20 protein-coding genes and 1 pseudogene are annotated in these 26,183 nt (G+C 65.4%); 5 read left to right on the top strand and 16 right to left on the bottom strand.

Annotated elements, in window-relative coordinates; translation table 11 throughout:
- Positions 1-202 precede the first annotated feature (202 nt).
- Together NMQ16_RS00795 and NMQ16_RS00800 are read right to left on the bottom strand one after the other, a co-directional pair.
- The gene (locus tag NMQ16_RS00795) at positions 203-817 is read right to left on the bottom strand and encodes a hypothetical protein (RefSeq protein WP_257078553.1); all 615 of its coding nucleotides are present in this window, start codon (positions 815-817) and stop codon (positions 203-205) included.
- Positions 818-906: 89 nt separating this feature from the next.
- Positions 907-2,751, bottom strand: a complete 1,845-nt coding sequence (locus NMQ16_RS00800) for a pseudouridine synthase (protein WP_257078554.1) — start codon at positions 2,749-2,751, stop codon at positions 907-909.
- Positions 2,752-2,854: 103 nt separating this feature from the next.
- Between NMQ16_RS00800 and htpG the strand changes: the two genes are divergently transcribed.
- The gene (gene htpG, locus NMQ16_RS00805) at positions 2,855-4,792 is read left to right on the top strand and encodes a molecular chaperone HtpG (protein WP_257078555.1); all 1,938 of its coding nucleotides are present in this window, start codon (positions 2,855-2,857) and stop codon (positions 4,790-4,792) included.
- Positions 4,793-4,901: 109 nt separating this feature from the next.
- Here the strand turns inward: htpG and NMQ16_RS00810 are convergent, their stop codons facing one another.
- The 6 genes and pseudogenes from NMQ16_RS00810 to NMQ16_RS00835 form a co-directional block, all read right to left on the bottom strand.
- A complete protein-coding gene (locus NMQ16_RS00810) occupies positions 4,902-5,696 on the bottom strand; it encodes a bifunctional diguanylate cyclase/phosphodiesterase (protein WP_257078910.1) in 795 nt (264 codons plus the stop codon).
- 24 nt (positions 5,697-5,720) lie between these two features.
- Positions 5,721-6,944 (bottom strand): annotated as a pseudogene (locus tag NMQ16_RS00815) (diguanylate cyclase domain-containing protein); the annotation flags it as partial.
- Between the two features lie 356 nt (positions 6,945-7,300).
- Positions 7,301-10,312, bottom strand: coding sequence for a chemotaxis protein CheB (locus NMQ16_RS00820; protein WP_257078556.1), 3,012 nt, complete (start codon positions 10,310-10,312; stop codon positions 7,301-7,303).
- A 341-nt stretch (positions 10,313-10,653) separates the two neighbouring features.
- Complete coding sequence (locus NMQ16_RS00825; RefSeq protein ID WP_257078557.1) at positions 10,654-11,799, bottom strand: methyl-accepting chemotaxis protein; 1,146 nt, start codon at positions 11,797-11,799, stop codon at positions 10,654-10,656.
- Positions 11,800-12,006: 207 nt separating this feature from the next.
- Positions 12,007-12,702: a Bax inhibitor-1/YccA family protein gene (locus NMQ16_RS00830; RefSeq protein WP_257078558.1), complete on the bottom strand. Its 696-nt coding sequence runs from the start codon at positions 12,700-12,702 to the stop codon at positions 12,007-12,009.
- Positions 12,703-12,721: 19 nt separating this feature from the next.
- Positions 12,722-13,066, bottom strand: a complete 345-nt coding sequence (locus NMQ16_RS00835) for an HPF/RaiA family ribosome-associated protein (RefSeq protein ID WP_257078559.1) — start codon at positions 13,064-13,066, stop codon at positions 12,722-12,724.
- 103 nt (positions 13,067-13,169) lie between these two features.
- Here NMQ16_RS00835 and NMQ16_RS00840 point away from each other — a divergent pair, with 103 nt between their 5' ends.
- Positions 13,170-14,045 carry a LysR family transcriptional regulator gene (locus NMQ16_RS00840; RefSeq protein ID WP_257078560.1) on the top strand — a complete coding sequence of 292 codons (876 nt, stop codon included), beginning with the start codon at positions 13,170-13,172 and terminating at the stop codon, positions 14,043-14,045.
- A 245-nt stretch (positions 14,046-14,290) separates the two neighbouring features.
- On the opposite strand, the gene NMQ16_RS00845 is transcribed toward NMQ16_RS00840, so the two are convergent.
- From NMQ16_RS00845 to NMQ16_RS00865, 5 genes are all read right to left on the bottom strand, one after another.
- Positions 14,291-15,139 (bottom strand): DUF429 domain-containing protein, encoded by an 849-nt coding sequence (locus tag NMQ16_RS00845; protein WP_257078561.1) that lies wholly within the window; start codon positions 15,137-15,139, stop codon positions 14,291-14,293.
- A 42-nt stretch (positions 15,140-15,181) separates the two neighbouring features.
- The gene (locus NMQ16_RS00850) at positions 15,182-17,005 is read right to left on the bottom strand and encodes an ATP-dependent DNA ligase (RefSeq protein ID WP_373566739.1); all 1,824 of its coding nucleotides are present in this window, start codon (positions 17,003-17,005) and stop codon (positions 15,182-15,184) included.
- Between the two features lie 116 nt (positions 17,006-17,121).
- Positions 17,122-17,766 carry an FxDxF family PEP-CTERM protein gene (locus NMQ16_RS00855; RefSeq protein ID WP_257078562.1) on the bottom strand — a complete coding sequence of 215 codons (645 nt, stop codon included), beginning with the start codon at positions 17,764-17,766 and terminating at the stop codon, positions 17,122-17,124.
- A 29-nt stretch (positions 17,767-17,795) separates the two neighbouring features.
- Entirely contained in the window at positions 17,796-18,707 is a 912-nt protein-coding gene (locus tag NMQ16_RS00860; protein WP_257078563.1) for an SdiA-regulated domain-containing protein, read from the bottom strand.
- Between the two features lie 133 nt (positions 18,708-18,840).
- Positions 18,841-19,872: a ligase-associated DNA damage response exonuclease gene (locus NMQ16_RS00865; RefSeq protein ID WP_257078564.1), complete on the bottom strand. Its 1,032-nt coding sequence runs from the start codon at positions 19,870-19,872 to the stop codon at positions 18,841-18,843.
- Between the two features lie 24 nt (positions 19,873-19,896).
- Here NMQ16_RS00865 and NMQ16_RS00870 point away from each other — a divergent pair, with 24 nt between their 5' ends.
- Both NMQ16_RS00870 and NMQ16_RS00875 read left to right on the top strand, forming a co-directional pair.
- Positions 19,897-20,343, top strand: coding sequence for an MEKHLA domain-containing protein (locus NMQ16_RS00870; protein WP_257078566.1), 447 nt, complete (start codon positions 19,897-19,899; stop codon positions 20,341-20,343).
- Positions 20,344-20,353: 10 nt separating this feature from the next.
- Entirely contained in the window at positions 20,354-21,580 is a 1,227-nt protein-coding gene (locus tag NMQ16_RS00875) for a M20 aminoacylase family protein (RefSeq protein ID WP_257078567.1), read from the top strand.
- Between the two features lie 18 nt (positions 21,581-21,598).
- On the opposite strand, the gene NMQ16_RS00880 is transcribed toward NMQ16_RS00875, so the two are convergent.
- Positions 21,599-21,976 carry a DUF779 domain-containing protein gene (locus NMQ16_RS00880; RefSeq protein WP_257078569.1) on the bottom strand — a complete coding sequence of 126 codons (378 nt, stop codon included), beginning with the start codon at positions 21,974-21,976 and terminating at the stop codon, positions 21,599-21,601.
- Between the two features lie 185 nt (positions 21,977-22,161).
- A complete protein-coding gene (locus tag NMQ16_RS00885; RefSeq protein ID WP_257078571.1) occupies positions 22,162-23,676 on the bottom strand; it encodes an aldehyde dehydrogenase family protein in 1,515 nt (504 codons plus the stop codon).
- A gap of 121 nt (positions 23,677-23,797) precedes the next feature.
- Here NMQ16_RS00885 and NMQ16_RS00890 point away from each other — a divergent pair, with 121 nt between their 5' ends.
- Complete coding sequence (locus NMQ16_RS00890; RefSeq protein ID WP_257078572.1) at positions 23,798-24,988, top strand: helix-turn-helix domain-containing protein; 1,191 nt, start codon at positions 23,798-23,800, stop codon at positions 24,986-24,988.
- A gap of 11 nt (positions 24,989-24,999) precedes the next feature.
- Here the strand turns inward: NMQ16_RS00890 and NMQ16_RS00895 are convergent, their stop codons facing one another.
- A complete protein-coding gene (locus tag NMQ16_RS00895) occupies positions 25,000-26,088 on the bottom strand; it encodes a helix-turn-helix transcriptional regulator (protein ID WP_257078573.1) in 1,089 nt (362 codons plus the stop codon).
- Between the last annotated feature and the right edge of the window lie 95 nt (positions 26,089-26,183).

Genomic DNA, 26,183 nt, shown 5'->3' on the forward strand with positions numbered 1-26,183 from the left:
CGATACGCTGCAAAGAAATTATCGAAGCACTGATCGCAGCGAGGGCGGCGCGGGGAGTTCGGCGAAAGACGCCTTCCTCACGCAAGGTCGGCTGCCCATACGTAGTCTGCATCGGTTCACTGAGCCGACAGCGGTTGCGCTCGCGGATGCGGTCTGACCTGATCCGCGGTGGGAGCGGCGTCCTCGCCGCGAAGGTCATGCTTCAGGCTTGAGCCGAATGCTGTGCGTGGCGCGGATCGATCAGCTCGCCACGCAGCAGATACAGCGGGGCGCGGTAGTACAGCTTCACGTCGTGGAAGGGGTCGGTGATGATCTTCGTCATCCACACCAGTCCGGTCTGTACATCGCGGATGAAGAACAGATGCACGGTGCGGAACAGCAGACCACCGACGCCCACCGCAAGCCAGATCAGCGACGTGTTGTGCACGAAGCCGCGCGCATCGGCATGCGGCTCGAGAAGACCGAACAGCGCCGGATCGACGTACAGCACGACCGGTGACAGCGCCCAGACGCCCATCAGCACGATCTTGCGTTGCAGGTTGTAGCCGACCTTGATGTCTTCCTTGAACTCGTGGGTCGCCTGGTTGACGTGGTCGTAACCCTTGGGCTCGAAGAAGAAGTGGCCGGACTGGCGTGACACCATGGCGACGCCCCAGCTGAGCAGCGCCGCGGCGGCCGGATCGACGAACAGCATTGCGTAGGCCGCGAGAAAACTGAGCGCGCTGATCAGGTGCAGGCTCTGGTTGATGCGGCTGTGGTGGTAGTAGCGGTGGTCATCCCAACGCTGGACATGCAGGGCCTTCAGAAATTCGTTCATGTAACGCCTCCGTAGTGTGTGCAGACTACGAAGGAGGCGTTACATGAAGAATGCAAATTTTCTACATCTTGGTGACAGTGTGTAGCGGTTCAGAAGGCTTCGTCCGGTCGCAGGTAGCGCCACTTGCCGACCGGCAGGTCGGCGAGCGGGATACGGCCGATGCGCACGCGCTTGAGTGCGACCACTTCGAGGCCGACCGCGTCGCACATGCGGCGGATCTGCCGCTTCTTGCCCTCACGCAGCACGAAACGCATCTGCTCCTCGTTCTGCCAGCTCACCTTGGCAGGTTTGAGCGGCTGGTCGTCCAGTTCTAGGCCGTGATTCAGCAACGCCAGCGATTCGGCCGGAAAGACTTCCGACAGCGGGCCGTTGCCGAACGACTTCGTCGCCCGCACGCGCACCAGGTATTCCTTTTCGATCGTCGAATCCTCGCCGATCAGTACGCGGGCGACGCGACCGTCCTGCGTCAGCACCAGCAGACCGTGCGAATCGATGTCCAGCCGGCCGGCCGGCGCCAGACCGCGCAAATGGTTGCGATTGAAGGTCTGCCCTGACTTGTCGCCCATCCACTGGTTTTCCGGCACGAAAAGCACACTGGCCGGCTCGTGGCCGTCTTCAGCCTGGCCGCTGACGAAACCGACCGGCTTGTGCATCAGCACGGTGACGCGCAGCGCCTGGTCGGCGCGCGCTTCCTTGTTCACCTCGACTTTCTGGTGCGACAGCACGCGCTGGCCGAGCACGGCGACTTCGCCATCGACCGTCACCCAGCCGCGCACGATCCAGTCATCCGCTTCCCGACGCGACGCCGCGCCCCGATCCGCCAGCCAGCGCGACACGCGGATGCCGTCCTTCGGGTGGTCGTCGCCTTCTTCGGCCGGCACGGCCTTCACGCGACCTTTCTTGTCCATGTCGCGCTCTTCCCACGGCTTGGCCGGACGCAGTGGCGCGGCGGCGGGCTTGGCGCTGCGCGCCCGCTCGCTGCCCTCGGCACGCGGCGGACGGCTGTCGCGTTCGGGGCGCGGTGTCCACGGGCGCTTCGGCGCGTCGTCGGCATTGGGGGGGCGGGCCGGGCGCTCGCCACGATCACTACGTGGCGGACGATCGGCGAAATTGCCGCGCGGCGCGCGCTCGCTGCCTTCGGCACGCGGCGGACGGCTGTCGCGCTCGGGACGCGGTGTCCACGGACGCTTCGGGGCGTCGTCGGCACCGGGCGCACGGGCAGGCCGCTCGCCGCGATCGGTGCGCGGCGGACGATCGGCGAAATTGCCGCGCGGCGCGCGTTCGCCGCCTTCGGCACGTGGCGGACGGCTGTCGCGTTCGGGGCGCGGTGTCCATGGGCGCTTCTGCGCGTCGTCGGCACCGGGCGCGCGGGCAGGGCGCTCGCCCCGATCGGTGCGTGGCGGACGATCGGCAAAGTTGCCGCGCGGCGCGCGTTCGCCACCTTCGGCACGCGGCGGACGGCTGTCGCGCTCGGGACGCGGCGTCCACGGGCGCTTCTGCGCGTCGTCGGCACCGGGCGCACGTGCAGGGCGCTCACCGCGATCGCTCCGTGGCGGACGATCGGCGAAGTTGCCGCGCGGCGCGCGTTCGCCACCTTCGGCACGCGGCGGACGGCTGTCGCGTTCGGGGCGCGGTGTCCATGGGCGCTTCGGCGCGTCGGCGGCACCGGGCGCGCGGGCAGGGCGCTCGCCACGTTCGGTGCGCGGCGGGCGATCGGAAAAATCCTTGCGGGGTGGCCGGTCACCCATGTCGCGGCGCGGCGCGCCGTCGCGGCCGCGCGGCGTCTTGGCGGCAGGCGCGACCTGGGTGGTATTGCGGCTCAATGTACGGGACTTGGCGGTGCTGTTGCGCACCGGCTTGCGGGCCGGATCGCGGTCCGAGGCAGTCGGGCTGTCGGATTTGCTCGGCAAACCGAGTTTCGGACGAGTGGTCATCGTGAAGTCAACAATCTGTGGACCGCACAGCATAGCGGGGACTTGAAATGTCGGGGGGAAGTCTCAACCTTCCGCGGTTGTCATTTCATCATACGGAGTCGCCATGTCGGAAACCGCCACCGCCGCCCAGACCATGAATTTCCAGGCCGAAGTGAAGCAGCTGCTTCATCTGATGATCCATTCGCTGTACAGCAACCGCGACATTTTCCTGCGCGAACTGGTCAGCAATGCGTCGGACGCCTGCGACAAGCTGCGTTTCGAAGCGATTGCGGATCCGGCCCTGCTCGAATCCGACTCCGACCTGAAGATCCGCGTCGCCTTCGACAAGGTCGCCCGCACCATTACGATCACCGACAACGGCATCGGCATGTCGCGCGACGAAGCGATTTCCCATCTCGGCACGATCGCCCGCAGCGGCACCAAGGAATTCTTTTCCAGCCTGACCGGCGACCAGAAGAAGGACGCCAACCTGATCGGCCAGTTCGGCGTCGGCTTCTACTCCGCCTTCATCGTCGCCGACACCGTCACGGTCACCACGCGCCGCGCCGGGCTGCCGACCACCGACGGCGTGCGCTGGTCGTGCTCGATGACCGGCGATACGGCGGGCGAATACACCGTCGAACAGATCGAGCGCGAGGCGCGCGGCACCGAAATCGTGCTGCACCTGCGCGAGGATCAGGACGAACTGCTGTCCGGCTTCAAGCTCCGCCACATCATCCGCGAATACTCCGACCACATCCTGCAGCCGGTCGTGATGAAGAAGGAAGAGTGGAAAGAGGGCGAGCAGATCACGACCGACGAGGACGAAACGGTCAATCAGGCCAATGCGCTGTGGACCCGCTCGAAGTCGGACATCACCGACGAGCAGTACGATGAGTTCTACAAGCACGTCAGCCACGACTTCCAGCCGCCGCTGGCCTGGTCGCACGCACGGGTCGAAGGACGGCACGAATACACCCAGCTGCTGTACATCCCGGCACGCGCGCCCTTCGACATGTGGGACCGCAAGACCAAGCACGGTCTGAAGCTCTACGTGCGCCGCGTGTTCATCATGGACGACGCCGACAAGCTGCTGCCGGGCTATCTGCGCTTCGTGCGTGGCGTGGTCGATTCGGCCGACCTGCCGCTGAACGTGTCGCGCGAAATCCTGCAGGAAGGGCGCGACATCGACACCATCCGCTCCGGCTGCACGAAGAAGATCCTGTCGGTGCTGGAAGACCTGGCCGAAAACGAAGATCCGGCGCAGAAGGAGAAATTCACCACCTTCTGGAAGGCCTTCGGCAATGTGTTCAAGGAAGGCGTGGGCGAAGACACGGCGAACCGCGAACGCGTCGCCAAGCTGCTGCGCTTTGCGTCAACACATCTCGATACCGACGAGCAGTCTGTGTCGCTGGCCGACTACCTATCGCGCATGAAGGACGGCCAGAGCAAGATCTACTACGTGACGGCCGAGTCGTTCAAGGCGGCAAAGAACAGCCCGCACCTGGAAGTGTTCCGCAAGAAGGGCATCGAAGTGCTGCTGATGCACGAGCACATCGACGAGTGGGTGGTCGGCAACATGACCGAGTTCGAAGGTCGTCCGATGGTGTCGGTCGCCAAGGGCGGGCTGGATCTGGGCGCGATGGAAGACGAAGCCGAGAAGCAGGCGCGCGAGCGCGACGAGGGCGAATTCAAGCCGCTGGTCGAGCGCCTGCAGGCGACGCTGGCCGAACAGGTGAAGGAGGTGCGCATCACGCACCGCCTGACCGATTCGCCGGCCTGCCTGGTGTCGGACGAATTCGAGATCGGCGGCAATCTGGCTCGCATCCTGAAGTCGGCCGGTCGCGATGCGCCGGCGTCCAAGCCGACGCTCGAAATCAATCCGCAGCACCCGGTGGTGCAGCGGCTGCGCAACGAAGACGCGCATTTCGACGACTGGGCGGCGGTGCTGTTCGATCAGGCCCTGCTGGCCGAAGGCGGCGCACTGGAAGATCCGGCCACGTTCGTGCGCCGCATGAACCAGCTGATGCTGGCGATGAGCGGCGAACGCGCACCGGGCTGACACGCGGTTCATCGCGACAACCGGCGATGTGAAATGGGCGCTCCAATGTTGAAGCGCCCTTTTTCTTCCCGCCGACATTCATCGCGGCAGGTCGGTGCGCGCCCGGCGTTCAGCTGCCGGCGCCCTCGCACAGGAACCGCTCGAATTCATCCGGCGCGAGCGGCGGCGCAAACAGATAACCCTGGTATCGCAGACAACCAAATTCACGCAGGCGGTCGCGCTGCGCAATTGTCTCCACCCCTTCGGCGATCACGTCGAGACCGAGGATGCGCCCCATAGTGACGATGGCCTGCACGATGGCCTCGTCGTCCGGATCGCTGGCGAGGTCGCGGACGAACACCTGATCGACCTTGATCTGGTCCAGCGGCAGGCGTTTGAGGCAGGACAGCGACGAAAACCCGGTTCCAAAGTCATCCAGCGACAGTGCAATGCCCTGTGCCTTGATCTGCTGCATGCGCCGGACGGTTTTGTCGATGTCCTCGATCACGAGACTTTCGGTCAATTCGAGCTTGAGCCGGGCGGGGTCGGCACCGGTCCGCGCGACAATGGCCGCCAGTTCATCGACGAAGTCGCTCTGGTGAAACTGGCGTGCGCTGACGTTCACTGCAACGATCAGATGCTGCGTGACCTTCGAAGCGGACCATTTTCGAATCTGTTGACATGCGGATTCAAGTACCCAGCGCCCGAGCGGCCTGATCAGATCCGTTCCCTCGGCCAGCGCAATGAAGTCGCCGGGCAATACCAGGCCGCGCGCCGGATGCAGCCAGCGCAAAAGCGCTTCGGCGCCGATTACACGTCCTGAATCGTCCAGTTGCGGTTGATAGAAAGCGCGCAGTTGTCCGTCGCTTACGGCATTGCGCAGATCCGCTTCCAGCGCGCTGCGTTCCTCAAGCGCAGTCTGCATGGCCGGGTCGAAGAAGCGCAACGTGTTGCGGCCCGCATTCTTGGCTTCATACATCGCAAGGTCAGCGTGCTTGAGCAGCGTGTCGACCGGCACGTCGTGGTTGCGGAACATCGAGACTCCGATGCTGCTTGTGCAATGGAAGTCGCAGCCATTAAGAGGGTAGGGCAGCGCGAGTGCCTCGCGTATCTTGTCGCCGACCAGCCTGGTCTGTGCAGCGGCCTCGTGCGCGTCCGCACTCAGGTTCAGCAACATCACCACGAATTCGTCGCCGCCAAGCCGTGCCACGGTATCGCCTTCGCGCACATGCATCTGGATGCGCTCTGCGGCCTGCAGCAGCAACTGGTCGCCCACGTCATGGCCGCGCGTGTCATTCAGTACCTTGAAATTGTCCAGGTCCAGAAAAAGTATGGCACCGAACGAATTGCTACGTGTGCTGCCCGCCATGGCCTGCGCGATGCGGTCGAGCAGCAGCCGCCGGTTAGGCAGATGCGTGAGTGCATCGTAGTAAGCGAGACGGTGAATTTCCGCTTCGGCCTCGAGGTGGCGGGTAATTTCCGAGAAGGCACCGACATAGTGAGTCGTGCGCCCGTCAGGGCCATTCACCTCCGAAATGGTGAGCCATTCGGCGAACAGTTCGCCGTTCTTGCGCCGGTTCCACAGCTTGCCCTGCCAGTAGCCGCTGTCTTTCAGCGCTTCCCACATCTGCCGATAGAAGTCGCCGTCCTGACGCCCCGAGTTGAGAAGATTCGGCGTCTGGCCGATCGCCTCTTCGGCGCTATAGCCGGTCAGTTTTGTGAACGCACGGTTGACCCGGATGATCACCCCGTTCGGATCGGTCACCATCATGCCTTCCTGCGATTCGAATGCGATCGCCGCAATGCGGCGTTCCTCGTCAGTGCGCTTGCGCCGCGCAGTGATGTCGCTGATTGCCACGCGAAGCGTATGAGTCAATGCATCGTCGCGGCTGCTGCGCAGACAATCGATGCTGGCGTCGAAGAAAGTGCCGTCGCTGCGCTGCAAGGTCAGTTCGCAGGTCGATCTGCCGTCCTGCCTGAGCGCCTGCATGAAGTGTCGATGCCAGAAATCACGGTCTTCGGGAACGATGAAGCGTGCGAAGCGCCGTTGCAGCAGCTTGCGGCGTTCTTCCCCAAGCAGGGTTGCGCCGGTCAGATTGATGGACGATATCTGGTCGTTGCAGGTCAGCGTGATGTAGCCGATCGGCGCCAGCTCGTAAAGATCGAGGTAGCGGTCGCGCGACTCCTACAGCGCGATATGGGCTTGGGCGAGGGCCTCGTTCTGCATTTCGAGCTCGATCTGATGCACCTGCAATTCGTGCAGCAATTCGTCTGCAGGACGCGGAGGCACGCGGCACGAACGAGCAAGGTTGAGCCTAGCTTCCGCGGCAGTTCGCAGCGCGGCCTTATCGTTGGCAGGATCTTTTCCTCTCATCGGCAACCGCCTCTTCGCGTTTCTGCGTGTGCGCGACTGCCTGAGCGCGCGTCGGCAGCAGACTCACCTACAACTTGGGTAGTATCACCTGCCGGCAGTGCCGCCGCCTTGCCGTAACGCAAAAAGTTTGGCGCAGCAGCGTCTTTCGGCACTGCTCAGTCGCTGACTGGCGATATGTCCGGTGAAGCCGTTTCCATCGCCAGCAATATGAGCGGCGTCTGCCCGCTTTCACCGACGATGCGACGGGCGTTGAGCAGCATCCGGCAGCGGCCTCTGGCAGGGGTTTCGAGGTCGATCACAAAGTCGTTCATGCTCTGGTCGCGCGGCAGCAGACTTTCCAGCAGTTCGCGCAGCGCGGGCACATTCCACTGACCTCTGCCGCGATCCTTGCCCAGTTCGTAGAGCGAGCGTCCCACGGTGTCATCGGGGGCGGTATCGAAGCGCTGATAGAAAGAGCGGCTTGCCGACACCACCCGCATGTCGGCGTCGAGCACGACCAGCGGTTCGCGTACCGTATCGACGATACTCTCGGCGAGTTGGCGGGCCTTGTGTTCGGCGGCTTCCGCCTCGATGCGCCGGCTGATATCGTTGAAGGTCAGCACTACGCCCTCGATCACGTTGTCCAGCGTTCGATAAGGCTGGATCCGGGCCAGATAGCTGGCGCCGGCAATCGTACGTACCTCGCGCTCGAACGGCACCAGCGTGTCGAGTACGTTCTGTGCTGCGGCGCCGAGGTCTTCTGTCAGATCCGATTTGATGTCCGTCAGCGAACGCCCGACATCCGTTGCAACCAGCCGGTAGATGCGTGCAGCCTCCCGCGTGTAGCGGCGAATCGCAAGGTGCTGGTCTAGAAAGACGGTGCCGACGTTGATGTTGTCGAGCAGATTCTTCATGTCGTCCTGCATGCTGGCCAGTTGTTCGATCTTGGCCTGCAGTTCGGTGTTGACCGAAATCAGCTCCTCGTTGACCGACTGCAGCTCTTCCTTCGATGTTTCGAGTTCTTCGTTGGTGGACTGCAGTTCTTCGTTGGTGGACTGCAGTTCTTCGTTTGCGGACTTAAGTTCTTCGTTCGACGCCTGCTGCTCCTCGATCGTCGCCTGCAGATTTTCCCGCGTGTAGGCGAGATCACGTTCCAGTTCGCCGATGCGCTGCAATTCCGGCGAGCCCTCCTTCTGCGGCTTTCTCCGGCGCGTGTGCAGCGCCGGTTCGATCACGTCCTCGAAGCTGACGAGCAGCAGGTTCTGGCCGCTCTCCGGGCCCTGCAGCGGGCGTACGCTGAGCTTCACCCTCTGCGCATCGCCGCCGTCGGCGCCGATCGCCACTTCGCGGCCCAGCGTTGCCTGACCCTGTGCAGCCCCTGTGTTCAGTGCAGTGCGCAGTTCTATCTGCAGCCCTTCCCGGGCCATATCGACCACGTTGAGCGATGCCTGGCCCGGCGCCGGTCGCAGATATCGGCCGGTTTCGCCATGCACGAACAGGATGTTGCCCTTGAGGTCGGTCACCACCGAGGCAGGTGCGTACGACTGCAGCAGCACGCGCCGCGTGAAGTCCGAAAAATTCGCTGCCTTGACCACCTTGGTCGCTTCGCCGGGTTCCTTGCCGCCGCCGCCGACCGCCGCCGCCGGGTGATCGCTCAGCATGAGCCGCGTCGGCAGTGCCGAATGCACCGCCCGATAGAATTTCCACTTGCGGTTGATGGCCGAGAAAAGCTCCGGGTGATTTCCGGTGCTCTCCGACGGCGACAGGAACAGTACGCCACCTGGCTTCAAAGCGTAATGGAAAGTGCTGATCAACCTATTCTGCAGTTCCGGCTCGAGATAGATCATCAGATTGCGGCAACTGAGCATGTCCAGCCGGGTGAAGGGTGGATCCTTGACTGCATTCTGCGTCGCGAACACGACCATGTCGCGGATCGCCTTCTTCACACGGAAACCGGCCTCTTCCTTGCCGAAGAAGCGGCGCAGGCGTTCAGGCGTGATGTCGGCTGCAACATTCGGCGGATACAGGCCGGCGCGGGCCACTGCAATCGCATCGTCGTCGAGGTCCGTGCCGTAGAGCTGGATCTTCAACTCCTGATGCGTGTCGTCCATGAATTCGCGCAGCACCATGGCGATTGAGTAGACCTCTTCGCCGGTGGAGCAGCCGGCCACCCAGATGCGGAATACGTAATCCTCCGGTTTTCCGGCGAACAGCAGCGGCAGGATGTCCTGCTTGAGAACATCGAATGCGTCGGGGTCGCGGAAGAAGCTGGTGACGTTGATCAGCAACTCCTTGAACAGCGCCTGCGTCTCTTCGGGATGCTCCTTCATGTAACGCGCGTAGAGCTCGATGTCGGCGAGGTCGTGCTGCGCCATGCGCCGCTCGATGCGGCGGCCTATCGTGCTCTTCTTGTAGAGCGAGAAGTCGTGCCCGGTGGCGGTGCGCAGCAGGCTCAGCAGACGATCGACGCCACCCTTGCGCAGCGGTTCTGCCTGAGGCTGACTGCTCCCGGAGCGCACTTCGGGATGTTCGAGCTGCTTCGGCAGCCTGGCGAGCAGCAGCGGGGGCATCCGTTCGGCCGGCAGCACATGCATCGCATAGCCGGACTGGATGGCGCTGCACGGCATGCCTTGGTACTTGGCGCTGGCCGGTTCCTGCACCAGCGTGATGCCACCAGCGCCAAGGATGGCACGCAGTCCCTGCGTACCGTCGGTGCCTGTGCCGGACAGGATGATGCCGACTGCGCGTTCGCCCTGATCTTCCGCAAGCGACCTGAAAAAGGCATCGATAGGCATGCGCTGCCCGCGCGGCGCATCCGGCAGCGACAGCAGCAGCGTGCCGTTGGCGATCGTCATGTCGCGGTTGGGCGGAACGATGTAGAGCGTGTCGGACAGGACGGCCGTGCCGTCCTGCGCTTCGACGACCCGGATGCCGGTGTAGCGCTGCAGAATTTCCGTCAGCATGCTGGCGTGGCTGGGGTCAAGGTGCGGCACCAGCACGAATGCAAGGCCGCTGGCCGCCGGGATGTTCCGGAAGAACGCTTCGTAGGCGTCGAGTCCGCCGGCGGAGCCCCCCAGCGCAACGATGTTGCGCGGTGACGGCACGGTGACGGCGATTGGATGATCAGGCGCCGATACGGTCTTGCGCGAGCGGCGGCGCGCCGCGTTGCTGCCCTTGTTGTCGTTCATCGTTGTCCCGTCACTGCGTTGCGGCGCCTCGGCACGCTCTCAGGGAGGGTAATGTAGCTGCGCCGGGGCCGTTTTGTTCGCCGCTCGTCGATGCGATTCCCCGATCGGCATGGACGTACGCCTTGCCGGTGCCGGCATCGCCTTCCGGGATAAGGGCGTGTCACTTGGGACAGGGAGAGCGCTGCGGAGCCGGCGGCGCACTGCTTCGGTCGGCAGGCTGTGGCGGCTGGAGGCCCCCAAGCGGTTGCAGGAGATCGATCCATCCGTCGTCGCCGACGTCGCGTTGCCACCCCGGCGCCGGCTGGTGGATGACTGTCAGAGATCAGGCGCCTGACCGTGCGTCAGATGCGGAACACCTGCACCGCCTCCTGCAGATTCTGCGCCGAACTGGCCAGTTCGGTGCCCTGACGGGCGGTTTCTTCGGCGACCTTTGCGTTCTGTTCGGACAGCGAAAACAGCAACTCGGTATTGCGCACGACTTCACCGACCGACGCGTTCTGTGCACCGAGGCTGTCGCTGATCGTCGCCGACTTGCCGGACAGCGCCTGTAGCCGCTGCAGGATGCCATCGAACTCGCTCACTGCAGCGGCGGTGTTCTGCGTCGCCACCGTCACTTCGTCATTCGACCCGCGCACCAGGGTGATGGTCTCTTCCGCGTCATCGCGGATGCGCACCACCAGTTCGCTGATGTCGTTCGACGAGGCCTGACTGCGCTGCGCCAGCTTGCGGACTTCGTCGGCCACCACCGCGAAGCCGCGCCCCTGTTCGCCGGCGCGTGCGGCTTCGATGGCTGCATTGAGTGCCAGCAGATTGGTTTGGTCGGACAGTTCCTTGATCAGTTCGTTGATGCGGTTGATGGCGCGTGAGTCATCGACCAGTCGTTCGATCACGGCGAGCGAATCGGCCATCTTGCCGGATGCCGCATGCACGCTGTCGAGCGCGCCTTCGAGCGTCCGCTTGCCGGCCTGAGATGCCGCCCCGGCCGCCTGCGACAGATCGCTGGCTTCGCGCGACAGCGACTCCACATCCTGGATCTTGCCACTCATCTGCTCGATGGCACTGCCCACCGCGCGGATCGAATCGAGCTGACGCGTAACCGTTTCACGTGCTTCACCCGACGCCTGCGACAGTTCCACTGCGGAGCCGGTGAGCGTGGTCGAAAGCGCCTGCAGGCGCTCGACCAGTTGCTTGACGGCCTTGCGCGCCGCGTTGTACTCGTAGCCCAGCCAGGCGAAGTCGTCCTTGCCGTCGAGACTGATGCGGTGATCGAGCCGCCCCTTGGCCAGCGCGTGCAGGCCGCCGACGATGATTTCCGCCCGCGCACCGTAGAAGCGGCCGATGAAGTGACCGGTCAGCGCACCGCCTGCCAGCAGCAGCAGCGACACGCCGATCTGCACCGGCCAGTTGCCACCCTCCGAAACCATGTTGAATGCGACGCAGCAGATCAGCGCAGACGACGCGCCGAACAGCGTGAACGCTTTTTTCACGCTCAAGTTCTTAAGCATGTCTCCCCCCTGCACGAAGACATGGCGAACGATGGCTCGCGCAACTGTCCCGAACTTCTGATTACGGATGCTCGGCAGGCAAGCTTGAGGTCAGCCAGTCGCTACCGCCGCTGCAACCCGGTGCAGACGAAAAAAATCCGCGGGCGGTCATGCCGCGCGCGGATAAGGGGGAATGACCGGCCGGAAGACTCAGTCGCTGCTGCTCATGAAGCCGAACAGTTGCAGCAGGGATGTGAAGAGATTGAAGATCGACACGAACAGGCCGGTCGTGGCCATGACGTAGTTCGTCTCGCCGCCGCGCACGATGCGCTGTGTTTCAAAGGCGATCATGCCGGCCATCAGCAGCACCACCGCTGCAGACACGGTGAGCGACAGCGCCGGCATCTGGAAGAAGATCGCGCCCAGCCCCGCCAGGATCGCCACCACCATGCCGATGAACAGGAAGCCACCCATGCCGCTCAGATCCCGTTTCGTGACACTGGCCCACGTCGACATAGCCAGGAATACGCCCGCCGTGGCACCCAGCGCCATCGTCACGATCTGGCCGCCGCCCGGCAGTGCGACGACCGACGACAGCAGCGGGCCGATGGTGTAGCCCATGAAACCGGTCAGTGCGAACGTCAGCATGACGCCGACGCCGCTGTCGCGGAAGCGGCTGACCGCGAACAGCAGGCCGAAATAACCCGCCAGCGTCAGCAGGATGCCGGGCGAGGGCCAGGCCATCGCCGCAGCCACACCGGCGATCAGCGCGCTGAAAGCCAGATTGAGGCCGAGCAGCATGTAGGTATTGCGCAGCACCTTGCGCGGCGCGTCGGCCAGTGTCGAGCCGACCTCTTCATAGGGCAGCGTCGTGATGTCGGCGCCGCGTTTCGATCGCAGTTCCATATGGATATCTCCTGTAGATTCAGATTGCTTCAAATTCGGGCTGAGGTGCCGCCATCGTGGTCGCCTGCCGGGCACGGCGCATGGTGCGCACCACGCGCTGGCTCGCCCTGGCGAGCGCGGTATCGATCGCCTTGCGCCAGTTGCGTCCGGTGGCGGACACGACGACGGGACGCGCGCCAGTCAGCCTCAGTTCCACCTGCACGTGCTTGTCTTCGCCACCTTTCGGCCCATTCAGATCGGACAGGCTGACCCGCGCCTTCGGGATCCGCCAGGCGAGACGCCGCAGCACCACGCGCAGCCGGTTTTCGGCCACGCTGCGCAGGGCACTTGCTTCGGCACTTCGTGATTCGACGATGACTTGCATGACAGTCCTCCTGTGGATGAACGAACGCTTACCTTACGCGCCGAAGAACTTCCTTCAAACATACCTTTGTAGTACTTTTACTTCGTCTTTCTGGAACTCTGGGGTGCTCGTGCTCAACTATCGTCATCTGTATTACTTCTGGGTCGCGACGAAGGAAGGCGGCATCGCACGCGCGGCCGAGCGACTCGACATGGCGGTACAGACCGTCAGCACGCAGATCCATACGCTGGAGGCGGCACTCGGCCATGCGCTGTTCAAGCCATCGGGCCGCAGCGTCGAGCTGACCGCCGCAGGCGTCGCGGCGCTGCGCTACGCCGAACAGATCTTCCAGCTGGGAGAGCAGTTGCCGCTGGCCGTGCGCGAGGCTGCGTCGTCACAAGGCGTGCGTCTGTCGGTCGGCATTTCCGACGGCCTGCCGAAGCCGGTTGCGCGCCACCTCCTGCTGCCTGCGACCGACACCGAAGGTCTTCATCTGCTGTGCAGCGAGGGCGAATTCGATGACCTGCTGGCCGATCTCGCACTGCACCGGCTGGACGTGGTGCTGGCCGACCGCCCGGCGCCGGTCAATCCGAATCTGAAGGTGTACAGCCATGCGCTCGGTGAAGCTGCGCTGATGTGGTACGCCTCACCCGCGCTGCGCGCCTTGTCCGATGCGGCGTTCCCGGCCTGTCTGGACCAGATGCCGCTGCTGCTGCCGAGCCGCCACGCCGCGGTGCGCGCCCGCATCGACGACTGGTTCGATCGCAAGTCGCTGCGCCCGCATGTGGCCGGCGAATTCGAGGACAGCGCGTTGCTGGCGACCTTTGGCGAAAGCGGTCTGGGTGCGTTTCCGGCGACCGAGTGGTCGCACGACGAGCTCACCGGCCAGCGCGGCCTGCAGCTGCTCGGTCGCTGCGACGAAGTGGTCGAGCACTTCTACGCGATTTCCGCCGAGCGCCGCGTGCAGCATCCGCTGGTGCAGAAGGTGCTCGGTCAGTAGCACGCCCGCTCGGCAGCCGGCGGCCATGCTGGGTGATGGGATGTGGGAGCGGCGGCCTGTGGGAGCGGCGGCCTCGCCGCGATCGTGCCGCGACCATCGCCGTGCAAAGTGCGTATCGCGGCGAGGCCGCCGCTCCCACAGGCCGCCGCTCCCGCAGGGGGCGCTCCCGCACCCCGGGCTCCCATCGGGGCCACCCCCACAAAAACGGCGCGAATCGTCCTGCTCGATTCCCGCCGTGCTCCGGCTCAGTGCTGCCGTCCGTCCGGCGCACTGGCCGGCTGCACGCCGACAATCCATCCCTCCACCGGATCGATCTGCAACGGCAACCCGTAGCCGGCATCGCGCCGTGTCCAGGCCCAGGCCGCTTCGACCAGGCAGAGCACGCAGTCGAGCAGGTCGCCGGTGCCGTCGGTGGCCATCGCATCGAGTAGCGTGACATCGTCACAACGCAAGGACACGCCGAGCGGATGGGCGCCGCGCTGCAACGCTTCGATGATGAGCATGCGGTTGGCCAGCCTCGCCTGCGTCTGACCGGTGGCCGATTCGCTCTTGTAAGACGCCGGCACGATGCTGCGCGCAAGCCAGCCCGGATAGGCCTCCAGCGCAACGCGCGAGCCATCGCCGCCATGCATGCCGGGCAGGTGCACGCCGGCATCGAGCAGACGGCGCGCACCTTCCTGAAACATCCAGCCGACCGGCGGATTGACGAATTTCATCGGGCTGTGCGAACCCGCCGGCCGGTCCGTCGCGCGATGGGTGTATTTCTGCCCGACCGGTCGCGGCGCCCGTTCCTCATCGGCCAAGGCCTTGAATTCATTCCGGGAAAGCAGGGAAACCGCACGCACCATGCCGGCCCAGTCGGTCGGCCAGCCGTGTTCAAGCACCGATTCACGCGGCAGGCCGAACGGAAAATCGAACGCGCCCAGCCACGGACCGGGCCGCATCAGGAAGGCCTCGAAGGCGCTCCATGCGGGTAAGCGTTCGATCGATTCGAGGATCAGGACGCCGTCGTCGGCGAGGTGCCCTCGGGCCACGGTGACCGGTTTGCGCGACGACGGGGAAGAGGTGAAATCGATGCCGTACAGGGTGCTCATGGCGCAAAGGTAGCCCATGACGCCGGCTCAGCCAACCCGGTGTCAGCCTGGCTTGACGATCTGCGCAGCCGTGGGTGACCCGATCAGCGCGCGCAGCGCATCGATCGTATCCGCCTCGGCAGCTCGCTTGTCCAGCCGCCGGCGCAGCATGCGCGGGAAGCGCACCGCGATGCCGGACTTGTGGCGGGGCGAGGGCTGTATGCCTTCAAAACCCAGTTCGAACACCAGTTCGGGCGTGACCGAGCAGACCGGGCCGAAGCGTTCGATCGTGTGGCTGCGGATGAAGGCGTCGACCTCGCGCATTTCGGTATCCGACAGACCGGAATAGGCCTTGGCGAACGGCACCAGGGTGCGCGTCCCGTCGGCGGCGACCGACCAGACGGCAAAGGTGTAGTCGCTGTACAGCCCGGCGCGTCGGCCGTGGCCGCGCTGGGCGTAGATCAGCACGGCGTCGATCGTGTAGGGATCGATCTTCCATTTCCACCATTGGCCGCGCGGGTCGAGCTTGGTGCGGCCGATGCCGTAGGGCGCGTCGGTACGCTTTAGCATCAGGCCCTCGACGCCGCGCTCGCGGGCGCGATCCCGCTCGGCGGCCAGCGCGGGCCAGTCACCGCGCAGCACCGGCGACAGGCGCAGCACCGGCGTTGCCAGCCCGGCCAGAAGCACGTCCAGTCGCGCGCGCCTTGCCGATTGCGGCTGGGCACGCAGGTCCGCGCCGACGTGTTCGATCAGGTCGTACGCCATGAACACCGCCGGCACGTCGTCGAGCAGGCGGCGCGTGAGCCGCTTGCGGGTGATGCGGGTCTGCAGCTGCGCGAACGGCAGCGGTGCGTCGCCACGCCAGGCGAGCACTTCGCCGTCGAGCACGCAGCCATCGGGCAAGGCGGCGGCCGCTTCCATCAGCTCGGGAAAGCGCTCGCTGATCAGTTCTTCGCCGCGCGACCACAGCGCGGCCTGGCCATCCCGGCGCACCAGCTGGGCGCGGATGCCGTCCCATTTCCACTCGGCGAGCCAGTCGGCGGCATCCCCGAGCGACTCGGCGGGAGCGGTCTGCAGCGGATGGGCGAGAAAGAAAGAGTAGGGCTGCATGCCGGTTTCGTCGTCGCCCGCGGCTGCCACCAGCGCGGCGAAGCGCGACGCGCCCATGCCGCTGCGCGCCGGCTCGGCCGCCAGATAGCCGATCAGGCGCTGCGCGACGAGTTCGGCCGGCACCTGCGCGAACGCGGCGAGCGCCCGCGTGACCAGCAGGCGCGACACGCCGACGCGCAGCGCGCCGGTGATGAGTTTGTTGAACAGGAAGCGCTCGCCGCTGCCCAGCACCTGCCAGGCGTCGATCAGCTGTCCGGGCTTTTCGTCCGGGGGTGAGGCACGCAGCGCGCCCAGCACGCCGACCCAGTGGTGCAGCGGCAGGTCGCTGACGACACGCGGCGGCGGCAGGATGAGCGCCAGCGTTTCCGCCAGATCGCCGACCGCCTCGTAGCATTCGTCGAACAGCCAGTCCGGCATGCCGGCTGCCCGCGCGCCGGTTTCTCGCAGCACGCGGGTGCCCACCGCCTGGCGCGGCTTGCCGCCTGCGAGAAAGTACACCGCCCACGCGGCGTCTTCCGCCGGCACCTGCGCGAAATAGTCCTGCATCGCCTGCACGCGATGGCGGGTCGAGGTATTGCTGTCGAGCGAGAGGTAAAGGGCGGCGAAACGCTGCATCGGGTCATCGTAACCGGGAGACGCCGGTTGGATGGCGCGCCGGTGAAGCGGTTCGGCCACTTCGACCCGCAGTGCCGCACCATCCCGCCGCTGCGCGCGCAGTTCGACCGCGAGGCCCTGCACGCCGCGCTCGCCGACGGGCACAGCGGGATCGTTGGGCATCGATGCGTTCACCCCAACCTGCGGGGCAGCAAGTCAATCGGGGTGGGCGCAGCAACAGTCGCTCAGTCAACGAAAAACGCCGGCCAGCGGCCGGCGTTTTTCTGCGTGCAGAAAGGTCAGGCGCGACGGCGGGCCATGAAGCTGATCAGACCGAGGCCCGCCAGCAACATGGCGTAGGTTTCAGGTTCCGGCACCGGTGCGGCGAACGAGGTCATGCCCGGGCTGGCGATTGCGCCGCTGAGCGACGCGTACGAACCTTCGACGTCGCCGACCGACGACAGCACCCACTGCGTCGCATCGTTGGCACCGAGCGCCGCTTCCGTGGTGGCACGGCCGCTGGCGTTCTGGGTACGCGGGCCGCCGATGGTTGCGTCGCCGTAGGCCAGCCGATCAACCAGCGAACCGGCACCATCGAACAGGTTCAGTTCATCGGCGCGGCCGATGTTGTTGGTGTAGCCACCGAGCACCTTCACGCTGTCGGCGAGGCTCCAGTCGAGACGGAAGGTCGCTGCTTCGGTTTCGGTGATGACGACCGATTCGCCTGCGCCGACCAGACCGAAGCCGCTGAGGTCGAATCCGCCGACCAGTCGGCTTTCGTCGTCATAACTCCAGCCGGTGAAATCGACCGCTGCATCGCCGAGGTTGGTGAATTCGATGAATTCACCGCTGCCGCCCGAGTACATCCATTCGGTGATGCGGACATCGGCCTGGGCCTGCGATGCAAATCCTGCGACGAGCAGTGCGGCGAGAAGCTTGTTCATGGTGTGACCTCCTTGTTGGATTGAGCGGATCAGGACAGACGGCGGCGAGCGGTGGCGCCGATCAGGCCGAGACCGGCCAGCAGGAGCGCCCAGCTTTCGGGTTCGGGAACAGGGGCAGTCGGTGCCAGCACATACAGGCGCGGCGTTTCGCCGACGATGTAGATGACGCCGTTGCTGTCGATGGTGACGCCTTCGGCGTCTTCGGCGATGGCGGAGAAGTCGAACTGGCTCAGTACCTCGCCGCTGCGCGTGACTTCCATCAGGCGAGGCGTTTCCTGGCTGTAGATGAGCAAGTTGTCCTGGTCGGCAGTGCCGCGCAGAGACATGACGGTGGTCAGCGTCTGCACGTCGGACAGGTCGAGCGTATCGAACAGGCGTGCGAACTGATTGGCCGGCGGCACCAGTTCGGTAATCGTGGCGCTGCCTGTCGTGAAGTCGAGAGCCGCGTCATACACCGCCTGCGGCGTCTTTTCCTTCACGATGATGAAGCGGCCGCTCAGTGGGTCGTATGACAGGCCTTCCAGCCCCACATTGCCGACCGTCGGACCGACCGACACCGCAGGCGTCGCGTTGCGACCGATCGCACCACCCGCCGTGTAGCTGAAGCGATAGACGTCCTGAAGCCGTTCCTCGACGAGAACGAACTGCCCGTTGCCGACATAGCTCAGCCCCTCGGTGTCGTCGAAGCCGAACAGGTTCATCGAGCTGATCTGCTGACCCTGCTTGTTCACCTCGACGACATAGTCGCCTTCGTCGCCGAGCACGAACAGCGTATCGGTGTCCCAGTTCCAGGTGACCGCCGACGCTTCGGACGCCTGAACCGAGGGCAGGTCGTAGGTGGCGACCAGACGGTAGTCGTCCAGATCAAGCTGATTGATGGCGGCAGATGCGGAGCCCGAAGCAATCAGGGCGAGAGCGGCCGCGAGGTGTTTGCGGAACATGGAATGACACCGGGACGCATGGAAGAGCCCGGACGGTGACGCAGGTACATTGCCGGTTGATGAAAGCAGATAGTCCCTTCGGACCATCGGCAACCCGAGATGCCGGCGGGGGTGTCGGCACCTTCAACGGGCGTCAGGCGTCTGACCGGGAATCAATCGGGGGCGGATCCTGGTCGTCGGCTTCCTGGCCGAAGGCGGTTGCGAACGCGCCTGCTTCGATGCCCTGCTCGGTCAGCCAGCGCACCAGCGGCTCGACATGGCCGTGGGTGACGATGACGCGCGAGGCATCGGTGGCGCCGATGGCACCCAGCAGGCCCGGCCAGTCGGCATGGTCCGACATCACCAGACCGCGATCGACACCGCGCCGCCGGCGCGCGCCGCGCACCTGCATCCAGCCTGACGCAAAGCAGTCGGCGTAGTCGCCGAAGCGCTTCATCCACGGGGTGGACTGCGCCGACGGCGGTGCGATCACCAGAGCACGGCGAAGCGCCGCAGCGTCCAGGCCGTCCGACACCATGGCGGTCGCGGGCAGGGCGACGCCGCTGTCGCGGTAGGCGCGGTTCAGCGCCTCGGCCGCGCCGTGGCACACGATGGGGCCGATGGACGGATCGAGCCCGGCCAGGATGCGCTGCGACTTTCCGAACGCGTAGGCGAACACCACGCTGGCGCGCCCGGCGTCGGCGTTGCCGCGCCACCACTGGTTCAGTTCGGCGAACAGCGCGTCCTGTGCCGGCCAGCGGTAGATCGGCAGACCGAAGGTCGATTCGGTGATGAAGGCATGCGCCCGCACCGGATCGAACACCGTGCAGGTCGCGTCCGGCTCGAGCTTGTAGTCACCCGAGGCGACCCACACCTCGCCCGCCACCTCGACCCTGACCTGCGCCGAACCGAGCACATGTCCGGCCGGGTGCAAGGACACCGCCGCGTCCCCAATATATATGCGCTCGCCGTACCTCAGCGTCTGCAGCGTGATGTCGCCCAGACGCGCGCGCAGCACCCGCTCGCCTTCGGCACTCGCGAGATAGCGGCGATGACCGGTGCGGGCATGATCGGCGTGGGCGTGGGTGATGATGGCGCGATCGACCGGTCGCCAGGGATCGATGAAGAAGTCGCCTGCCGGACAGTAAAGCCCTTCCGGGCGCAGAATGATGAGGTCTTGGCGCATGGTGGCGATGGTATCGTTCGTTTCATGAGCGTGATGCCCGATCACAAGTTCCTGCGCGAACACAGCCGGCTGCTGGCCGAAAGCTTCGAGCGCCTGACCGGCCAGCGGCTGCCGTCGGATGCGCTCACGCTTTACAACGCGCACTTCGCCCTGGTGTCGCACGGCACCCAGCCGGATCCCGTATTCAATTACGCCAACCTGTTCGCCCAGCGACTGTTCGGCTACGCGTGGGACGAATTCGTCACCCTGCCGTCGCGCCTTTCGGCGCGCGAGCCGGAACGCGACGAGCGTGCCCGTCTGCTCGAAATGGTGACCCAGCAGGGCTACATCAGCGACTACTGCGGCGTGCGGGTGCGCCGCGACGGTACGCTGTTCCGCATCAGTCACGCCACCGTGTGGAAGGTGCTCGATGCCGACGGCCAGTTCTGCGGGCAGGCGGCCATGTTTTCCGAAGTCGAGGAATTGCAGTGAGGACATTGCAGTGAGCCGCGCCGACAGCAGCCTGCATCCGCTGGTCGAGGCACTGGGCGAGCGGCATGCGCGCTGGACGTCGATCCGGCGCGACCTGCATGCCCACCCGGAACTGGCCTACGAGGAAACGCGCACCGCCGCCATCGTGGCGCGCACGCTGCGCGCGTCCGGCATCGAAGTGCATGAGGGCATCGGCCGCACCGGTGTGGTCGGCGTGCTGCGCGCCGGCCACGGCAAGGCGGCGATCGGCCTGCGCGCCGACATGGATGCGCTGCCGATGACCGAACAGAACACCTTCGCCCATCGCTCGGCCCATACCGGACGCATGCACGGTTGCGGCCACGACGGCCATACCGCGATGCTGCTGGCGGCGGCCGAATATCTGGCGGCGACCCGCTGTTTCGACGGCACGGTGAATTTCATCTTCCAGCCGGCCGAGGAGGGCAGGGGCGGCGCGGCTGCGATGATCTCCGACGGCCTGTTCGAGCGCTTTCCGATGCAATCGGTGTTCGGCCTGCACAACTGGCCCGGCCTGCCGGTCGGCGAAATGGCGGTGCATGACGGACCGGCCATGGCCAGCAGCGACGAGATCGAAATCGTCATCGAAGGTCGTGGCGCGCACGCCGCGATGCCGCATCTGGGCGCCGACCCGGTGCTGGCCGGCGCGGCCATCGTGCAGGCGCTGCAGTCCATCGTGTCGCGCAATGTGTCGCCGGTCGACTGCGGCGTGGTCAGCATCACGCAGTTCCATGCCGGCGAGGCCTACAACGTCATTCCGCAGTCGGCCACGCTGCGCGGCACGGCGCGCGCGTTTTCGCCCGAGGTGCGCGACCAGCTCGAAGCGGGCATCCGGCGTGTCGCGGAAGGTGTGGCGGCGGCGCACGGGGTGACGGTCGCGGTCAGCTACCGGCGCGGCTATCCGCCGACGGTGAACACCTCGGCCGAGGCCGCATTCTGTGCGTCCGTGGGGCGTGAGCTGCTGGGCGACGCCAGCGTGCGCACTGACTACCCGCCCAGCATGGGCGCGGAGGATTTTGCCTACATGCTCGAATGCAAGCCCGGTTGCTACATCTGGCTCGGCAATGGCGGCGGGCCGGATACCGGCTCGCGCCCGGGCCATGAAGAAGGCGGCGGCTGCATGCTGCACAACCCGCGCTACGACTTCAACGATGCGGTCATTCCGCTCGGCGTGGCGTACTGGACGCGGCTGGTCGAGCGCTTCCTGCAGGCGGAGTGAGGCCGTCCGGGCGCGGCGTCAGCCGTGCGCCGGCGCGCCCAGCAGCACCAGTTCGGCTTCCTCGTGCGGCTCGTACAGCCGCGAGCGGGTCAGGAAGCGGATGCCTTCCGGTGATTCGATCGAAAAGCCGGCGCCCCGCCCTGGCACCGCATCGATGATCAGATGGGTGTGCTGCCAGTACTCGAACTGGGATTCGCTCATCCAGAACGGCATGCCGCCGATCTCACCCAGTTGCACATCGGAACTGCCGAGCATGAATTCGCCCTGCGGGTAGCACATCGGCGCGCTGCCGTCGCAGCAGCCACCCGACTGATGGAACATCAGCGGGCCGTGCTTGCGCGCCAGCCGCTCTATCCAGTCCAGCGCCAGCGGTGTTGCGGATACGCGGGTCACCATGGTGTTGCCTCGCAAGGCATGAAGTTGAATCGAGATAACCAATGCAACTCAATGATTAATTGTTTATTTGCTTGAATACAACAATCCTGGATGGACGAAGAGGCGAACGATCTGCACCGTCCGCCCCTTCACCGATCCGGCTCACCCTGCCGCGGCGATCCGGACCGAGTTGCCACCTCGCAGGATCAGAAGAATCCGAGCGCCTTCGTCGAGTAGCTCACCAGCAGGTTCTTCGTCTGCTGGTAATGGTCCAGCATCATCTTGTGGTTTTCGCGGCCGATGCCCGACTGCTTGTAGCCACCGAACGCAGCATGCGCCGGATACAGGTGATAGCAGTTGGTCCATACGCGGCCGGCCTGGATGGCGCGGCCCATGCGGTAGGTGCGATGCACCGAACGCGACCACAGGCCGGCACCCAGACCGTACAGCGTGTCGTTGGCGATGGCCAGCGCGTCGGCTTCGTCCTTGAAGGTGGTCAGCGCCAGCACCGGCCCGAAGATTTCTTCCTGGAACACGCGCATCTTGTTGTGCCCCTTCAGCACGGTCGGCTGGATGTAGTAGCCGCCCGCTTCCTCTTCCTTGCGCACGCTGCCGCCGGTCAGCACCTCCGCGCCTTCCTTGCGGCCGATGTCGATGTAGGACAGGATCTTTTCGTGCTGGTCGGAACTGGCCTGGGCGCCGATCATGGTGTCGGTGTCCAGCGGATGACCGCCGCGCACCTTGTTCACGCGGGCAATGGCGCGCTCGATGAACTTGTCAGCAATGTTTTCCTGGACCAGCGCACGGCTCGGGCAGGTGCACACTTCACCCTGGTTCAGCGAGAACATCGCGAAGCCTTCGAGGCATTTGTCGAAGTAGTCGTCGTCGGCGTCCATCACGTCGTCGAAGAACACGTTCGGCGACTTGCCGCCCAGCTCCACGGTCGAGGGGATTATGTTCTGGGAAGCATATTGCATGATCAGTCGGCCGGTCGTAGTTTCGCCGGTGAAGGCGATCTTCGCGATGCGCTTGTTGGTGGCCAGCGGCTTGCCGGCTTCGATACCGAAACCGTTGACGATGTTCAGGATGCCGGGTGGCAGCAGGTCCTGGATCAGTTCGATCAGGACGAGCAGGCTGACCGGGGTCTGTTCCGCCGGCTTCATCACGATGCAGTTGCCCGCAGCCAGTGCCGGAGCGATTTTCCACGCAGCCATCAGGATCGGGAAGTTCCACGGAATGATCTGGCCGACGACGCCCAGCGGTTCATGGAAATGGTAGGCAACGGTGGTTTCGTCGATTTCGGACAGGGCACCTTCCTGCGCCCGGATGCAGCTGGCGAAGTAGCGGAAGTGGTCGATCGCGAGCGGGATGTCGGCCGCCAGGGTTTCTCGCACCGGTTTGCCGTTTTCCCAGGTTTCGGCGACGGCCAGCAGCTCGAGATTGGCTTCGAGGCGGTCGGCGATCCGGAACAGCACGGCGGCGCGTTGCGCCGGCGACGTGCGGGCCCAGCCTTCGCGTGCCTTGTGGGCGGCGTCCAGCGCCAGTTCGATATCGGCGGCCTGCGAACGGGCAACCTGGCAGAACACCTTGCCGGTGACCGGTGTCGTATTGTCGAAGTACTGTCCTTCAACCGGCGGTACCCACTCGCCGCCGATGAAATTGTCGTAGCGGGCCTTGAAAGTGAGTTTGGAACCGGGTTGACCGGGGTCGGCGTAGCGCATGATCTGTCTCCTCGAATGATCGGTTGCCCTGCGGCCGACGTCGAATGCGCGGCACAAGAACACAGGGTCAACCTGCACGCTAGTCCGTGCGGGGTAGGTATCCGGTAGGTGGAGGAGGCATATGAACAATACGGCAGGCCGGCTGGCGGATCGCCGGCGGCGCATCGAATCGCTGCGGCGCGGTGAGCGCAGCACCGGCGAACACATCGTCGTGGTGGGCATGGACATTGCCGGCTCATGGCAACGTTCGCGCGAAGCCGTGTCCGAGACCTGCTCGGCGGCACCGCTCGACGACACCGCACCGGACTGGACCGGTTCCGCCTACGGTCAGGCGCTGGTCGCCTGCGTCGACGAGCTGGAAACAGTGGCGATCGAAAGCGGCATGGTGGCGGCGGTCAGCGACGCCGATGGCCGTCTGCTGTGGACCGGCTGCAGCCGCAGCATGCGCACCCGCGCCGAGCGCGTGCATTTCGTGCCCGGCGGTCGTTGGGACGAACGTTCCGTCGGCACCAATGCGCTGGCCCTGGCGCTGCGTCATCGCCGTCCGGCCAGCGTGTTTTCGGCTGAACATTTCATTCCCGCGGTGCAGGACTGGGTGTGCTACGCCGCCCCGGTGCGCGACACGATAAGCGGCGAGGTGATGGGCGTGGTCGACCTGTCGACCACCTGGAACCGCCATTCGCCGCTGGCGCTGCATGCGGTCGAGCGTTTCGCAGAGCGCGTTTCGCAGGCCCTGCAGGGGGTCAGCCAGGCGCCGGTGCTGCGCCTGCGCATGCTCGGCACGCCACAGGCCTCGATACACGGCAAAGTGCTGCCGCTGTCGCCGCGACAGATGGAAATCCTCTGCCTGCTGGCACTGCATCCGGAAGGGATGGATCTGGAACGGCTGCACGCGGCCATCTACGGCGACCGCACGGTCGGTGTGGCCACGCTGAAGACCGAAGTGTCGCAACTGCGCGAACGGCTCGGTGGCGCCATCGGCTCTCGCCCCTATCGACTGCTGGTGAACTGGCAGGCCGACTTCATGGATCTGGAACAGGCGCTGAATGCCGGTCGCGTCGAGGCGGCGCTGGCCGGTTACCGCGGCGACTTTCTGCCACGCACCGAAAGCCCGCTGCTGCGCACCTGGCGCGACTGCCTCGAGTCACGACTGTCTGATGCCATCTTCCGCATCGACGACCCCGACCTGCTGCTGACCCATCTCGGTCAGTCACCCGAAGCGGTCGACGCGGTGGAGCGGCTGGTCGACCTGTTGCCGGGCGACCACCCGGTGCGCGCGCGGCTGCTGCAGACCCGCGACAGCCAGCGCTGACGGACGGGGCATCAAGGGCCGAACAGCAGTCGTTCGGCCGCCGGCACGTCGTATTCGACGCCTGCCTCATCCAGCGAATAACCGCTCATGTCCTGCGCCCGCGCCTGCCAGTCCGGCTGGCGCAGCAGGCTGCCCAGCACATCGAGCGTGCGGCGCGAGGCCGGGCTGTCGCGCAGCGCCAGAAAGTACATTTCCTCGAACAGCGGCTGGAATTCGAGGCCCAGCCGTCGCGCGAGGGCCTCCAGGCCCAGGCCCGCATCGGCCTCGTCACTGGCGATCAGCGCCGCCACCGCGGCATGGGTGTGCTCTTCATCGCCCTCGTTCAGCGCGCGGGTATCGAGCCCGGCCTGACGCGCCAGCTGGTCGAACGCGAGCCGCGTGCCGGCGCCGGGCTGACGATGCACAAAGCGCAGGTCGGCACGCGACAGATCGCTCAGCCCGCGCACCCCCCGTGGATTGCCGCGGGCGAGGATCAAACCTTGCGTGCGGCGCGCGAAGCCGAGCAGACGCAGCCGCGGCAAGCCGTGCTGCGCGAGGTAGAGCGTCCAGATGTCGCGACCGAGTTCGCCGATCGGACAATGAAAGCCGGCGATGTCGCAGCGGCGTGCCGCCAGCGCAAGCAGCGATTCCAGGCTGCCGTGTGTGCTCAAGCTTGCGCTGCCGCCGTCGTGGCGCAGTTGGCGGATCAGGTCGTTCAGCAGCGGATCATGGCTGGCGGCGATGCGCAGTGCGCATGCCACACCACCGGATGACTGCAGCGGCAGTTCGCGCATCGGCTGGCTGGCCGTGTGCAACGCGGCGGCGAGCGACTGCCGGGCATCGCGGTCGACGGCCAGCAACCGGCGGGCAAAGTCGTCCAGCGTCGAGCCACTTGCGCGCGCGGTCGAAATCAGCGTCTGGCCGAAGTAGCCCTGCCAGGCGTTGATCAGCCCCCAGGCGTTGCGATACGAAAACCCGATGTGGCGCGCCGCGCCGGCGATCGACCCGGTCGTTTCGATCGCAGCGAGCAGCAACAGCAGCCGGCCGATGCCCGCCGGTGCGTCGGGCCCGAAATCCCACTCGATCCCGAGCCGTGGTGTGGTTACGGCATTTTCAGACATATAGGAAACCTTGTCGTAGAGCGCTAGCTTTCGAGATCTTATGTGTTTCAGAATGCAGATAATGAGTTTTCAGGGGCGGCGCACCAAACTGCCGC

It is taken from the genome of Methyloversatilis sp. XJ19-49, from assembly GCF_024580145.1.
Taxonomy (GTDB): domain Bacteria; phylum Pseudomonadota; class Gammaproteobacteria; order Burkholderiales; family Rhodocyclaceae; genus Methyloversatilis.